13 protein-coding genes are annotated in these 13,784 nt (G+C 62.9%); 7 read left to right on the top strand and 6 right to left on the bottom strand.

Annotated elements, in window-relative coordinates:
- Positions 1–231: 231 nt before the first annotated feature.
- From ACHHRT_RS03860 to ACHHRT_RS03835, 6 genes are read left to right on the top strand one after another with little or no spacing between them, the layout of a single operon-like run.
- A complete protein-coding gene (locus tag ACHHRT_RS03860) occupies positions 232–1,014 on the top strand; it encodes a carbonic anhydrase (protein ID WP_395497878.1) in 783 nt (260 codons plus the stop codon).
- Between the two features lie 14 nt (positions 1,015–1,028).
- A complete protein-coding gene (locus tag ACHHRT_RS03855) occupies positions 1,029–1,547 on the top strand; it encodes an NAD(P)H-dependent oxidoreductase subunit E (protein ID WP_395497876.1) in 519 nt (172 codons plus the stop codon).
- Positions 1,544–3,202 (top strand): NuoF family protein, encoded by a 1,659-nt coding sequence (locus tag ACHHRT_RS03850; RefSeq protein ID WP_395497874.1) that lies wholly within the window; start codon positions 1,544–1,546, stop codon positions 3,200–3,202. Before ACHHRT_RS03855 ends, ACHHRT_RS03850 begins: the two co-directional genes overlap by 4 nt.
- Entirely contained in the window at positions 3,199–3,930 is a 732-nt protein-coding gene (gene hoxU / locus ACHHRT_RS03845) for a bidirectional hydrogenase complex protein HoxU (protein WP_395497872.1), read from the top strand. Before ACHHRT_RS03850 ends, hoxU begins: the two co-directional genes overlap by 4 nt.
- Positions 3,927–4,457, top strand: coding sequence for an NADH-quinone oxidoreductase subunit B family protein (locus tag ACHHRT_RS03840; RefSeq protein WP_395497870.1), 531 nt, complete (start codon positions 3,927–3,929; stop codon positions 4,455–4,457). The genes hoxU and ACHHRT_RS03840 overlap by 4 nt, the downstream gene beginning before the upstream one ends.
- Positions 4,458–4,477: 20 nt before the next feature.
- Positions 4,478–5,875: a Ni/Fe hydrogenase subunit alpha gene (locus tag ACHHRT_RS03835; RefSeq protein ID WP_395497868.1), complete on the top strand. Its 1,398-nt coding sequence runs from the start codon at positions 4,478–4,480 to the stop codon at positions 5,873–5,875.
- On the opposite strand, the gene ACHHRT_RS03830 is transcribed toward ACHHRT_RS03835, so the two are convergent.
- A complete protein-coding gene (locus ACHHRT_RS03830) occupies positions 5,862–6,065 on the bottom strand; it encodes a DUF3299 domain-containing protein (RefSeq protein WP_395498163.1) in 204 nt (67 codons plus the stop codon). The genes ACHHRT_RS03835 and ACHHRT_RS03830 overlap by 14 nt on opposite strands.
- A gap of 333 nt (positions 6,066–6,398) precedes the next feature.
- Here ACHHRT_RS03830 and ACHHRT_RS03825 point away from each other — a divergent pair, with 333 nt between their 5' ends.
- Positions 6,399–6,629 carry a hypothetical protein gene (locus tag ACHHRT_RS03825; RefSeq protein WP_395497866.1) on the top strand — a complete coding sequence of 77 codons (231 nt, stop codon included), beginning with the start codon at positions 6,399–6,401 and terminating at the stop codon, positions 6,627–6,629.
- A gap of 59 nt (positions 6,630–6,688) precedes the next feature.
- Here ACHHRT_RS03825 and ACHHRT_RS03820 read toward each other — a convergent pair whose 3' ends face one another.
- The 5 genes from ACHHRT_RS03820 to ACHHRT_RS03800 all read right to left on the bottom strand — a co-directional run bounded on the left by ACHHRT_RS03820 (position 6,689) and on the right by ACHHRT_RS03800 (position 13,765).
- Entirely contained in the window at positions 6,689–7,138 is a 450-nt protein-coding gene (locus ACHHRT_RS03820; RefSeq protein WP_395497864.1) for a YaiI/YqxD family protein, read from the bottom strand.
- A gap of 231 nt (positions 7,139–7,369) precedes the next feature.
- Complete coding sequence (locus ACHHRT_RS03815; RefSeq protein ID WP_395497862.1) at positions 7,370–7,513, bottom strand: hypothetical protein; 144 nt, start codon at positions 7,511–7,513, stop codon at positions 7,370–7,372.
- Positions 7,514–7,897: 384 nt separating this feature from the next.
- Positions 7,898–10,093, bottom strand: a complete 2,196-nt coding sequence (katG, locus tag ACHHRT_RS03810; RefSeq protein ID WP_395497860.1) for a catalase/peroxidase HPI — start codon at positions 10,091–10,093, stop codon at positions 7,898–7,900.
- A gap of 164 nt (positions 10,094–10,257) precedes the next feature.
- Entirely contained in the window at positions 10,258–12,711 is a 2,454-nt protein-coding gene (locus ACHHRT_RS03805) for a bifunctional diguanylate cyclase/phosphodiesterase (protein WP_395497858.1), read from the bottom strand.
- Between the two features lie 7 nt (positions 12,712–12,718).
- Entirely contained in the window at positions 12,719–13,765 is a 1,047-nt protein-coding gene (locus tag ACHHRT_RS03800; RefSeq protein WP_395498161.1) for a polyamine ABC transporter substrate-binding protein, read from the bottom strand.
- Positions 13,766–13,784 lie beyond the last annotated feature (19 nt).

Raw genomic sequence — 13,784 nt, 5'->3', positions numbered from 1 at the left:
CAATAAAGTAAACACATCAAACCGGCTAACCCGGCGATTGCAGGGACTGTAAGTACGTCAACCGACCTTGTCAAGGCGGTCGGAGCTTATTTCCGGCGGTCGCGACATTTGACAATTCTTTTTTTTGAGCGTAGAGTTTTCAAACAATTGGTTTAAATGAGAAATCCCAGGGCTTAAGCGCCGGCAACCCGCCTGACAACCATCGGCGTCACCAACCGCGAGGAGGAATCCATGGCTGGAAACCGGATTATCATCATGCTGATTATCGGCCTGATCTGGCCGGCGGCAACCGGATTGGCCATGGAACCGGTGCCCAAGATTCGGGCCGGCATTCCGCCCTATTCGGTGCTGGGCCGGATCATGGCCGCCAACCAGCAGGTCATGGCAGGGGTGGCGGAAAACGCCCCCGGCCAAAAGATCAGCGAGTCCCCCCAGCTGGTCTGGCTGGCCGACCCCGACCCCCGACTCAACAGCATCCAGGTCTGGGCTGACCAGGCGGGCGGGGTCTACACCGTGCGCAACCTGGCCAACCAGCTGGAGCCGGCTGCCGGGGCCATCGACTACGCCGTTCGTCACCTCTACGCCCCGGTTCTGCTGATCACCGGCAACACCGACAGCACGGCGATCCAGCTCTTTGCCGAGGGCTACGACCATCTCGGCGAGGCGATCCGCCGCGAACTGAGCCGGCTCCATCCGGCCCTCAGCCGGCTGCCCCGATCCGGGCGGGAGGCCAATGGCGAGGAAGAACTTGCCGCCGCCCGACTCCGGGCGGTGGAGGCCAACGTGGATTACCAGGTGGCCCGGGCCCTGGAACGCTACGGCGACCGGGTCCAGAGCGGCCGTCTGGTGGTGGTGGGGGCGGTTATCGACCTGGCCAATCAGTATCAGGCCGGGCCCGGGCGGCTCCACCTGATCAATCTCAACGGCGAAACCGAGGCGGAAAAGATCAAGGCATCCCCCCACCTGATCCGCCTGAACCGGGAGATGCGCGACTACGTGGGACGAAAATTTTAGCGGAGCCCAAGCCCTTGATCAACCAGACCGCCACCCCCCAAAGCCCCAAACCAGACCAGCGCTGGCGCCTGGTGGAGAGCGCCATGCGTCGTAACGGCTACCAGGCCGGCGGCCTGATCGAAGCCCTGCACGCGGTGCAGAGATCCTACGGCTATATCGACCTGCCGGCGATGCGGGCCATCGCCGCCGCCCTGACTTTGCCCCTGAGCAAGGTCTACGGGGTGGCCACCTTCTACCACTTTTTTCGTTTAAAGCCCAAGGGCCGCCATACCTGCGTGGTCTGCCTGGGCACCGCCTGCTATATCAAGGGGGCGGCCGCCAACCTTGGGGAGATCAGTCGCGAATTCGGGATCAAGGCGGAAGAGACCAGCCAGGACGGCCGCCTCTCCCTGCTCACCGCCCGCTGCGTCGGGGCCTGTGGCCAGGCCCCGGCGGTGGTGCTGGATGAACGGGTGATCGGCCAGGCCGAACCTGCAGCCCTGCTGGAGCTGTTGCACGGCCTCAACGGCCCCAAGGGGGCGGAGGAACCATGACCGCCCCCGAAGAGCTGGAAAAGCTGGCCGCGACCGAACGGGAGGCCGTGGCGGCCAAGGATCACCAAATCGGGGTCTGCACCGCCAGCGGCTGCCTCTCCTGCGGCAGTGGTGAATTACTGACGGCCCTGCGCCGGGAATTGGCCCAAAATCCGGCCAGATCCTGCCGGGTCGACGGGGTTGGCTGCATGGGCCTCTGTTCACAAGGGCCACTGATCAGCGTCCAGCCGGCCCAAAAACTCTACCGGCAGCTTACACCGGAGGATGCCCCCGCCCTCCTCGCCTCCCTGGCCGACACAACCACCCCCCAACCGGCGGCGGCCGAAACGGCCCTGGCCGCCAAACTTTGCGACACCAGCCAGCCCTTTTTCAGCCGCCAGGTCAAGGTGGTCCTCGATCAGTTCGACCGGATCGACCCGGAACGGATCGAATCCTATCTGGCCGCCGGCGGCTACCGGGCCTTGCTCGACTGCCTCCACCATCGGCAACCCGCCGCCATCATCGACGAGATCACCCGCAGCGGCCTCCGGGGCCGGGGTGGCGGGGGCTACCCCACCGGGCTGAAATGGGCCACCGTGGCCAAGGCCACCGTCCCACCAGGGGGCCGCAAATATGTGATCTGCAACGCCGACGAGGGCGACCCCGGGGCCTTCATGGATCGCAGCGTCCTGGAAAGCGCCCCCCACCGGGTCCTGGAGGGGATGGCCATCGCCGCCTACGCCACGGGGGCCGATTTCGGCTATCTCTACGTCCGGGCCGAATACCCCCTGGCGGTGGCCCGGCTGCAAAAGGCGATTGGCCAGGCGGAAAAGCTGGGTCTGCTGGGCAACCACATCGGCGGCAGCGCCTTCCACTTCAAAGTGGAGATCCGGCTGGGGGCCGGAGCCTTCGTCTGCGGCGAAGAGACCGCCCTGATCGCCTCCATCGAGGGGAAAAGGGGCCAGCCCCGGCCCCGGCCGCCCTATCCCGCCGAGCATGGTCTCTGGGGCTGCCCCACCCTGATCAACAACGTGGAAACCTTGGCCAACATCACCGCCATCATCAACCGGGGCGCCCCATGGTTTGCCGCCATGGGCACCGCCAAGAGCAAGGGCACCAAGGTTTTCGCCCTGGCCGGCAAAATCAGCAATACCGGCCTGATCGAAGTCCCCATGGGGATTAGCCTGCAGGAGATTGTCGAGGAGATGGGGGGTGGAGCCCCAAACGGGAGCCGGATCAAGGCGGTCCAGACCGGCGGCCCCTCGGGCGGCTGCATCCCGGCGGCCCATTTCCGGCTGCCGGTGGACTACGAATCGCTGCAGGCCGAAGGATCGATCATGGGTTCCGGCGGGATGATCGTGATGGACGAAGACGCCGGCATGGTCGATGTGGCCCGGTTCTTCATGGAGTTCTGCGTCGATGAATCCTGCGGCAAGTGCGTGCCCTGTCGAGTGGGAACCCGGCAGATTCTGCTGCTGCTGGAAAAGATCGCCGCCGGCCGGGCCCAAAGCGATGATCTGACTCGGCTGGAGGAACTTTGCGCCATGGTCCGGGCCACCAGCCTCTGCGGTCTGGGCCAGAGCGCCCCCAATCCGGTACTCAGCACCCTGCGCTTCTTCCGCCCCGAATATGAGCAATTGCTGGCCGACCCAAACGCTGCAAGGAGGGCAAAATGAGCGGCGGCAAGATCATCACCCTGAAAATCGACGAGCGCGACTGCGGGGCCGGCGAGGAGCAGACCATCCTGGAGGTGGCCCGGGAAAACGGCATCGCCATCCCCACCCTCTGCCACCTGGCCGGCCTGCATCCGGTGGGAGCCTGCCGGCTCTGTATCGTGGAGGTGGCGGGAAGCCACCGGCCCCTGCCCGCCTGCGTGACCAAAGTCAGCGAGGGGATGGTGGTGCGAACCCAAACCCCGGCCCTGCTTGAACAACGGCGGCTGCTCCTGGAGATGATCCTGAGCGAGGGCAACCATGTCTGCGCGGTCTGCGTGGTCAACGGTCACTGCGAGCTGCAGGAGCTGGCCCTGGCCCTGGGGGTGGACCATGTCCGGCTGCCCGGCCTCTATCCCCCCCGCCAGGTGGATGCCAGCCATCCCCGCTTCACCCTGGACCGCAACCGCTGCGTTCTCTGCACCCGCTGCGTTCGGGTCTGCGCCGAGGTGGAGGGGGCCCATACCTGGGATGTGATGGGCCGGGGCCTGAACTCCCAGTTGATCAGCGATCTCAACCAGCCTTGGGGCGAGGCGGAAAGCTGCACCTCTTGCGGCAAGTGCGTCCAGGTCTGCCCCACCGGGGCCCTTTTTGAACGGGGCAAGGCCGGCGGCGAGATGGTCAAGCGCAACCTGCGGCTGCCGCTGCTCACCGCCATGCGCAACCAGGAAACCGAGGAGGCCGGGGAATGAACAGGCTGCGCCTGGCCACCATCTGGCTGGACGGCTGCTCCGGCTGCCATATGTCCCTGCTCGACATGGATGAGTTGCTGCTGGAGCTGGCCCCCCGACTGGAACTGCTCTACAGCCCCCTGGTGGATCGCAAGGATTTCCCGGCGGAGGTTGACCTGGCCCTGCTGGAGGGGGCGGTCAGCACCACCGACGATCTGACCAAGGCCCAACTGGTCCGGAGCCGCAGCAGGCTGGTGGTGGCCCTGGGCGACTGCGCGGTGACCGCCAACGTGCCGGGGATGCGCAACCCCTTGGATCGCGACGAGCTGCTGGAACTGATCTACCGGCAAAAGGTCGATCACAACCCGGGGATTCCCACGGAGAAGGTGCCGGAACTGCTGCCCCGCAGCCTGCCCCTGCACCAGGTGATCAAGGTGGATCTCTTTCTCCCCGGCTGCCCGCCCCCGGCCGGGGCCATCGCCCAGACCCTGATCGCCGTGCTGGAACAGCGGGACCTCGGCCGGCTGCCGACCCTTAAATTCGGTTGAATAGTGAGAGGGAAAAAACCTTGGCCAGAACCATCGCGATCGACCCGGTAACCCGCATCGAAGGCCATGCCCGGATCTCGATCTATCTTAACGACGACGATTCGGTGCGGGACTGCCGCCTCCATATCACCCAGGTGCGGGGTTTTGAAGCCTTCTGCGTCGGCCGCCCCCTGGAGGAGATGCCGGGGCTGACCTCCCGCACCTGCGGGATCTGCCCGGTCAGCCACCAGTTGGCCTCGGCCAAGGCCTGCGACCAACTGCTGGCGGTGCAGATTCCCCCGGCGGCGGTGCTGCTGCGCCAGCTGCTCAACTACGCCCAACTGGTCCAGTCCCACGCCCTGAGCTTTTTCCATCTCTCCTCGCCGGACCTGCTGCTGGGCATGGATGCCGACCCCCAACAGCGCAACCTCTTCGGGATTGCCGCCGCCTTCCCCGAAGTGGCCCGGGACGGCATCGCCCTGCGCCGCTACGGCCAGCAGATCATCGAACGGCTGGCCGGCAAACGGATCCATCCCAACTGGGTGGTGCCGGGCGGGGTCAGCCGCCCCCTTACCCCGGAAAACCGAGCGGAGCTTGCGGCCGAACTGCCGGAGATGCTGACGAAAGCCCGCCGCAACCTGACCCGGCTGGAAGAGCTGCTCCCCCGTTTTGCCGCTGAGATCGCCCAATTCACCCCGCCGGCCACCGGCTTTATGGCCCTGGCCGGCCCCGACGGCAAGTTGGAGTATTATGACGGTCCCCTGCGGCTGCTCGATGCCGCCGGCCAGCCCCTGGTGGAAAAGCTGGCCGCCGAGCGTTATGCCGAGATCATCGCCGAGGCGGCGGAAACGGACAGCTACCTCAAATCCCCTTATTATCGGCCCCTGGGCCCGGAACAGGGGGTTTACCGGGTCGGGCCCCTGGCCCGCTTAAATATGGCCTCAGCGTGCGGCACCGATCTGGCCGACCAGGCCCTGGGTCGCTTTCGCCAAGCCACGGGCCAGGACGGCCTGCCCCAGAGCGCCTTCCATTACCATTACGCCAGACTGATCGAAATAATCCACGGCCTGGAGATGATCGGCAAACTGCTGGCCGAGCCCCAGATTCTGGAAAAACGGGTACGGGCGGTGGCGGGAGCCAACGCCCCGGAGGGGGTGGGGATCTGCGAGGCCCCCCGGGGGACCCTGGTCCACCATTACCGGATCGACGACCAGGGCCGGATCAGCGGGGTCAACATGATCATCGCCACCGGTCACAACAACCTGGCCATCAACCGGGGAATCCTGGGAGCGGCCCGGGCCCTGATCAAAAACGGGGAGGCCAACGAAGGGGCCCTCAACCGGATCGAGGCCCTGATCCGCTGCTACGACCCCTGCCTGAGCTGCTCCACCCACGCCCAGGGCACCAGGTCCTTCGCGGTGGAAATCATTCCGGCATGATCACGGCATCTTCCTGGTAGGGTTCGACGCTGTCGGCGATGATGCTGTAGCCCGCCCGGCCCAGTTCACTGCTGAAGCTCTCCGTTTGCATGGTGCCCTGAACCCAGACGGTGTCGAACAGTTCAAGCGGGAAAAGCTGATCGGGCTTACGGGCCTTGACGTAAACGATCTGGTTGGCCGGCGGTGGGATCGTTGGTCATTCTTAATTTGGTTGACTTCAAGCGGGGCAGCAATTAAGAAAAACGGCCTGAATCTTTCACCAGTCCCTAGCAGTTAGGATCGGGGCTACTCGGTTTAGCTAAAATGATGGATCGCTCTGGAGGGATCAACCACTATGCGCAGCGTTAAAGGGATTTTTTTTATTACCATTCTGGCACTTCTGGCTTTGGCGGCATCGGCTTGTCGAGTGCCGGGGCCTCCGAGACCCGTCATCGTGACGCCGCCTCATCCCGGCCCTGTGGTTGTCCAGCCGGCCCCAGGCCCACCAGACCATGCCCCCGCCCACGGTCACAGGCGTAAGCAGGTGCACACTTACCGCTACTATCCGGCGATCCAGGTCTATTTTGCCATGGACCGCAAGGTTTACTACTATCTGGACGGCGGGGCCTGGCAGATAAGCGCCACCCTCCCCCGGGCCTTGCGGGTTCAGTTGGGCAGTCCGGTGGTTATCGAGATGGACAGCGATCGCCCATACCGTGATTTCGACACCCACAAAGCCAAGTACCCCCCCGGCAAACAAAAAAAGAGAAAATAGGCTCCGAAGGCTTACTGCCCCCCTACTCAAAGCTTACGGGCATAAACACGGACTAAACCTCATCGGCAGTACCGGGTAAGAAAGCGGTCAAGCTGATCGGCAAAGACGCGCCGATCTTTCTGGCTGAAGGTGGGCGGGCCGCCGGTGATCACCCCATCACCGCGCAGCTCGGTCAGCAGGTCACGGGTGGCCAGGCGTTCCTTGATGTTCTCTTCGGTGTAAAGCTCCCCCCGGGGGTTAATGGCAAAGGCCCCCTTGCTGACCACCCGGTCGGCCAGGGGGATATCGGCGGTGATCACCAGATCGGCGGCTACCACCAGTTCAACGATCCGGTCGTCGGCCGCATCGGGGCCGGCCGGAACGACAACGGTTTTGACAAAGCGCGACCGCACCGGCGCCAGACGCTGGTTGGCCACCAGGGTCACGGTGATCTTAAAGCGCTCCCCGGCCCGGAATAGAATCTCCCGGATCACGGCGGGCATGGCATCACAATCGACCAGTATCTGCACCCACAAATCTCCAGTTCGGTTTCATACTTTTGCCGGGGCCCAATGCGCATGCGACTGCTGGTGAATCGAGGATATGCCGGGGGGCAAAACCGAGTGGTCCGATGAAAAAGCTGCCAGCGACGGGGCCTATTATTGCGCCACTTGCAACAAGTACATGAATGTAAAAAAAGGTGCCGATGTCCCCAAATGCTGTGGGCGTGACATGGAACCCATGGATTAGACAGCAAAAAATCAAGCCCCCCGCCCGGCAGGATTCCCTGGCGCCGGGCCTGTTTTCGCTCTCCTCTTCCCAGCGGCGTCAACCTTGCCGTCGGCGGCGGCGGTGGCCAGAACCCCCCGGCCCCGGGTGGTCGCGAAGTATTCATCGAATTTCATCTTTTTCTCCTGACTAATTGAACAATTGGCTATCTTCCGGTTTTTTCCCGCTGAGCAGGTGGATGAACGAGATAAATTTTTTCTGTTCGAAGTGGCCCACCATCTCCTCCTTCATGGCCAGCATGGCTTGAATCAGTTCGTAACCGAGATGGGGATGTTGCCTGATGACGTTGGCGGCGCACGGGTAGAGGATCTGCGATTTTTCCGCCTGCGAAACCGCCGGGTCCTGAATCAGCGTGGCGATGAAGTTTTCGATCAGGTGATGAAATTTTTGTTGCTCCTCCCTCCCAAGGTGATCTCACCGCACCCATGGTGCTCCGGTGCAGCGACGGAATACCGGTCGCTGCACCGAAGCCGGGCTTACGGGCTTTTACCTGTAACGCATCAGGCAAGGTCGAAGCGGTCCAGGTTCATCACTTTGTTCCAGGCGGCGACGAAGTCGCGCACGAACTTCTCTCGCGCGTCATCCTGGGCATAGACCTCGGCCAGGGCCCGCAACTGGGAGTTGGAACCGAAAATCAGGTCCACCCGGGTGGCGGTCCACTTAAGCTCGCCGCTCTTGCGGTCGCGGCCCTCAAAGGTGTCCCGGGTCTCGGAGGTGGGCTGCCAGGCCGTGTTCATGTCCAGCAGATTAGCAAAGAAGTCGTTGGTCAACTGGCCGGGCCGGTTGGTGAACACCCCGTGCGGTGCGCTCTGGTAATTGGCGCCCAGCACCCGCAGACCGCCGAGCAGCACCGTCATCTGCGGGGCGCTCAGGGTCAGCAGGTGGGCCTTATCCACCAGCATCTCCTCGGCCGAAACGGTGTAGGTCTGCTTCTGGTAGTTGCGGAAACCGTCGGCCTCGGGTTCCATGATCGCGAAAGATTTAAGGTGGGTCTGCTCCTGGGAGGCGTCCATCCGACCGGGGGTAAAGGGGACCTCGACGCTGTGCCCACCGGCTTTAGCCGCCGATTCCACGGCGGCGCAACCGCCCAGCACGATCAGATCGGCCAGCGACACTTTTTTGCCGCCTGCCTGGGCGTTGTTGAACTCCCGCTGGATGGTTTCCAGCTCCCCCAGCACCCTGGCCAGTTGGGCCGGCTGGTTGACCTGCCAATCCTTCTGCGGTGCCAGGCGGACGCGGGCGCCGTTGGCGCCGCCGCGCTTGTCCGAGCCCCGGAAGGTGGAGGCCGAGGCCCAGGCGGTGGCCACCAGTTCGGCGACGGTGAGGCCCGAGGCCATAACCTTGGCCTTAAGCTCGGCAATATCCTGGGCGTCGATCAGGGGATGCTCGACGGCGGGAACCGGATCCTGCCAGATCAGGTCTTCTTTCGGCACTTCCGGGCCCAGGTAACGAACCTTGGGCCCCATGTCGCGGTGGGTCAGCTTGAACCAGGCCCGGGCGAAGGCATCGGCGAACTCCTCGGGGTTCTGCTGGTAGCGCCGGGCGATGGGCCCATAGATCGGATCGAACCGCATGGACAGATCGGCGGTGGTCATCATCGGCCGACGTTTTTTGGACGGGTCGTGGGCATCGGGGATCATGTCCTCTTCGGCCACATCCTTGGCCAGCCACTGATTGGCCCCGGCCGGACTCTTGACCAGTTCCCACTCGTATTTGAACAGGGTGTTGAGGTAGCCCATGTCCCATTTGGTGGGATTGGGCTTCCAGGCCCCTTCAATGCCGCTGGTGATGGTATCCCCGCCCTTGCCGCTGCCCATGGAATTCTTCCAGCCCAGCCCCTGCTCTTCCATGGGCGCGGCTTCCGGTTCGGGGCCCACGTGCGAAGCCGGCCCGGCGCCGTGGCATTTGCCGAAGGTATGGCCGCCGGCGGTCAAGGCCACCGTCTCCTCGTCGTCCATCCCCATGCGGGCAAAGGTTTCCCGCACATCCCGACCCGAGGCCACCGGATCGGGGTTGCCGTTGGGGCCTTCGGGATTGACATAGATCAGGCCCATCTGCACGGCGGCCAAGGGGTTTTCCAGCTGCCGATCGCCGCTGTAGCGCTTGTCCCCCAGCCATTCAGCCTCGGCCCCCCAGTAGATATCCTCTTCCGGTTGCCAGATGTCGGTGCGACCGCCGCCAAAGCCGAAGGTCTTAAAACCCATGGACTCGAGAGCGCAGTTGCCGGCTAAAATCATCAGATCGGCCCAGGAGATCCGGTTGCCATATTTCTGTTTGATGGGCCAGAGCAGGCGGCGGGACTTGTCCAGGTTGGCGTTGTCCGGCCAGCTGTTGACCGGAGCGAAACGCTGGTTGCCGGTGCCGCCGCCGCCCCGGCCGTCCCCGGTGCGGTAAGTGCCGGCGCTGTGCCAGGCCATGCGGATCATCAGGCCGCCGTAGTGGCCCCAGTCGGCCGGCCACCACTCCTGGGAGTCGGTCATCAGGGCGACCAAGTCCTTCTTCAGCGCCGGCAGATCGAGTTTTTTGAACTCTTCGGCGTAGTTGAAATCAGGCCCCAGGGGGTTGGAGGCCGGGGCGTGCTGGTGCAGGATGCCCAGATTAAGCTGATTGGGCCACCAGTCACGGGTTGCGGGGCCTCTGCCGGCGGTGGCGCTGCCGGTTTTGCCGGTTACCGGGCACTTGCTCATTTCACTCATGGGTGTTCTCCTGTAGGGTTTTAGTTAAAAGCTGGCAGCGGAAAGCTTGTCAGCTTTTTGCTTTTAGAGACTATTACTATATTTAACTAGCGATCCCATTGTGGCTTGTCAACGAAAAAACCGCCAGGGCCGCTCCGCACGATCCCTAAAAGAGTTCGGGCGAATCAGTGGAGCTTGAGTTTGCCGCAGATCAACTTCGGGGTGATCTTGGCCACCGATTCCGGGCGCTGGAAGAGATAGCCCTGGACCAGGTCGCAACGTTCTTTTCGCAGGAAGGCGAACTGCTCCTGGGTTTCCACCCCCTCGGCCACGACCTTAAGGTTCAGGGCCTGGGCCATGGTGATGATCGCCGACAGAATGATATTGTTGTTCTGCTGGCCCAGCCCCTGGATAAAGCTGCGGTCGATCTTGAGGATATCGATGGGCAGATGGCGGAGATAGCTGAGGGAGGAATAACCGGTGCCGAAATCATCCAGGGCGATACGCACACCGATCTTCCTCAGCTTGCTCAAGGTCGCCAGTACCCCCACCTCCCCTTGAATCACGGCGCTTTCAGTCAGTTCCAGATGCAGCGATTCTGGGGGAACGCCGCAGAAGTTCAGGCTGTCGCGGACCTGGTCGGCAAACTCGGGCTTCTCCAACTGGCGACCGGAAACATTCACCGCGACCAGCAGGCCCACCAGCCCCTGCTCCTGCCACTCCCGCAAATGGTTGCAGGCCGTCCGCAGCACCCATTCGCCCAGGGCATTGATCAGGCCCATCTCTTCGGCAAGGGGGATGAAGTAACCGGGGGCGACCCGCCCCAGCTCGGGATCGTTCCAGCGGATCAGCGCCTCCAGCATGACCACCTTCCGGCTCTGGCTGTCGATGATCGGCTGGTAGAAGAGTTCAAAGGCCTCCTCATCAAGGGCGGCCCGCAGGCGCCTTTCCAAATGGGTTCGTTCCAGAACCAATTTACTGAGCTCCTTGGAATAAAATTCGAAACGACCCTTGCCGAGCTTCTTCGCCTGGTACATGGCCATATCGGCATGTTTGATCAGATCTTCCGAGTTGTCGCCGTCGGCGGGGAAGATGGCGATACCGATACTGGCGCTGATAAAATACTGATTCCCTTCAAAAATGAAGGGGCGCTCGATGGCCGTGATCAGGCGTCTGGCCACCTTGCTGATACCAACCGCCGAAGTTACCCCGTGGATCAGGACGGTGAATTCATCGCCACCCAGCCGGGCCAGCTCGTGCTTGAACTCTCCCGGGTCAACCCGGCCGGCCAGATCGACGCCCCGCAGATTATCCCGCAGCCGCAGCGACACCTCCTTGAGGAGCTGATCGCCAACGTGATGACCAAGAATATCATTGATATTCTTGAAGTTATCCAGGTCGATAAACAGCAGGCCCAGTTGCCCTTTTTCGCGCAGGGCGACATTCATCGCCTGGCGCAGGGTCTTGAGGAAGAGGAAGCGGTTGGGCAATTCGGTGAGGTAGTCGTTATAGGCCAGGTTGCGAATCTGCTCGTTGGACTCCTTCAGGGCCAGACCCATGCGGTTGAACTCCTGGGCCAGCTCACCCAGCTCGTCCCCACTCTCCACCGGGACCTGCACCAGTTCGCCGCCGGCGGAAAGAAGCTTGATCCCCTGCCGCAGCCGGGCCACCGGGCCAAGTACCAGTTTGGTCAAGCCCAGGAAGATCAGGCTAAGGGAGATCAGCAGGGCCGCCAGGGTGATCCAGCCCACCTTCCGCCCCAGGGCGTGGCTGGCGGTGTGCAGTTCCCGTTCGCAGATGATGGCGTGGAGCCAGAGCTTGCCGTAAAGCCGCTGACTCCTGACCTGGAAGCTGCCGGCGGCCAGCTCCACCCTTTGCGTCAACCGGTCCCGCTCCCCGTCATGCAGCCAGAGCAGGGGCAGATTCTGCCCCCCCAGCCAACCGAGGTGGGCCGGCAGATAACGGAGGCGGCCCAAGTCATCGGTGAGGAAGAGACCGCTCCGCTCGCCCAGCAGATTCTCCTCCAGCTGGCGAAGCAGGAACATGCTATCCAGAGTGATACTGAAATAGCCGCGCAGTGTCGGAGGGGTGCCGGGATCATCCACCGCCTCGTTGGCCAGGCTGATCCGCTTGATTATGTAACAGGCCAGTTCATCATTGTCCGGATTGCGGGCAAACCGCACCACGACATTATCGGGAGCCCCACGGATCTCCTGCAGGGTCGGGCCGTCGAAAGCCTCTTCAGAGTGGTTGGGCAGCTCACGATTGACCACCCGCAGATCCTCGAAACCATCCGGCAGCAGGATGCGCAGTTCGTAGTATTCAGGATAGTTCCGCTGAATGTTCAGCAACTGCCGCTGCACCGGATGAAACAACACCAGATAGCGTTCCTCCTCGCTTTCGGCAAGAAAGTATCTCCTGATCAGGGGGTAGTCGCTGAACAGAAAGAGGTTGGAACGGGCCGTGGCCACCCGGTTTTCCACCTGGAACCGGATCTGCTCGAGCAGGGTTTCGATCTGGGCGCCACTGCGCTCCTCGGCCACGGCACTTAACCGCAGATAGGCCACCGCCCCGACAATCAGCAAGGGGATCGCCACCAGCGGCAGCAGCAACAATGACAGTTTGCTCGTGAGCCTCATGGGCCTCCTATTGCAGAATCTCCTTGACGGCAATGTACCAGAGTCTCTGGCCACGGGGGCTCAGGGGCTGGTAAAATTCCGAGTGGAGCAAACTGCTCTCATCGGGATAGATGGTCCGATCGGCAAGGAACTCGGGGTCCAGCAGCTTTTCGGCGGCCAGATTCGGGGTCGCGTAGTAGACGAAATTCGCCATCTGGGCCGCGTTTTCCGGCTCATTGATAAAATTCAGGAAGGCGTGGGCCAGAGCGGGATTTTTGGCATGGCGGGCGACGACTAAATAATCGACCCAGATGACACTCCCCTCCTCGGGCAGGACATAAACGATGTTCTCGTTATGCTGGGCCAGCATCAGGGCGTCGCCGTTGTAGGCCATGGCGGCCACCACCTCGCCTTTGACCAGCGAGGACTCCTCGTCCATGGAGATGTAGAGATAGCTGTGAACATGGGGCCTCTGGGCCCGCAACACCCCCCTGACCCGCTCCAGGGCCTCACGGTCCTCGCTGTTGACCGAGAAGCCCAAGGCCTTGAGGGCCGCGGCGACAACATCCCGCGGGCTGCTGAGCATGGCGATCTTGCCGCGCAGTTCCGCCGCCGGCTCGAAGAGTTGCCGCCAACTGGTGACCGGCGTGTCCACCAGATCCCGGCGATAGGCGATCCCCAGGGTGCCCCAAAAGTAAGGCACCGCGTAGCGTTCGGCATCGGGAAACACCCGGCGCCACCTGGGGGACATATGCTTCAGGTTGGGCAGTCGCTCGACCTCAAGGGGGGCCACCCAGCCGCGCCGGACATAAACCCCCAAATCGATCCCCGAGGTCAGGATCAGGTCATAACCCCTCCCGTCGGTCTCCAGTAACTGTTCGGTCCGCTGCTCGTCGCTGGCGTAAAGGACCTGGGTCAGCTTGGCGTTGTGGGCCGCTTCGAAGCGCTTAACCAAGTCGGGGTCCAGGTAGTCGCTCCAGTTGAGCAGGATCAACTCCCGTTGCGGTTCGGCGGCCAGGACGGGAACCACCAGGGCCAACAGCAGAGACAATGACAGCAGGGCAATTTTACGCATCACGCTACACCTCCTGGCT

Origin of the sequence: Desulfurivibrio modestus, from assembly GCF_044068625.1 — a bacterium.
GTDB lineage: Bacteria > Desulfobacterota > Desulfobulbia > Desulfobulbales > Desulfurivibrionaceae > Desulfurivibrio.
Note: the sequence above shows the minus strand (reverse complement) of the source record. Positions and strands in the feature narration are given on the sequence as shown.

Coding starts and splice junctions, on each gene's coding strand:
- ACHHRT_RS03860 (WP_395497878.1), top strand. CDS start 232: ATGGCTGGAAACCGGATTATCATCATGCTGATTATCGGCCTGATCTGG.
- ACHHRT_RS03850 (WP_395497874.1), top strand. CDS start 1,544: ATGACCGCCCCCGAAGAGCTGGAAAAGCTGGCCGCGACCGAACGGGAG.
- hoxU (WP_395497872.1), top strand. CDS start 3,199: ATGAGCGGCGGCAAGATCATCACCCTGAAAATCGACGAGCGCGACTGC.
- ACHHRT_RS03840 (WP_395497870.1), top strand. CDS start 3,927: ATGAACAGGCTGCGCCTGGCCACCATCTGGCTGGACGGCTGCTCCGGC.
- ACHHRT_RS03815 (WP_395497862.1), bottom strand. CDS start 7,513: ATGAAATTCGATGAATACTTCGCGACCACCCGGGGCCGGGGGGTTCTG.
- katG (WP_395497860.1), bottom strand. CDS start 10,093: ATGAGTGAAATGAGCAAGTGCCCGGTAACCGGCAAAACCGGCAGCGCC.
- ACHHRT_RS03805 (WP_395497858.1), bottom strand. CDS start 12,711: ATGAGGCTCACGAGCAAACTGTCATTGTTGCTGCTGCCGCTGGTGGCG.
- ACHHRT_RS03800 (WP_395498161.1), bottom strand. CDS start 13,765: ATGCGTAAAATTGCCCTGCTGTCATTGTCTCTGCTGTTGGCCCTGGTG.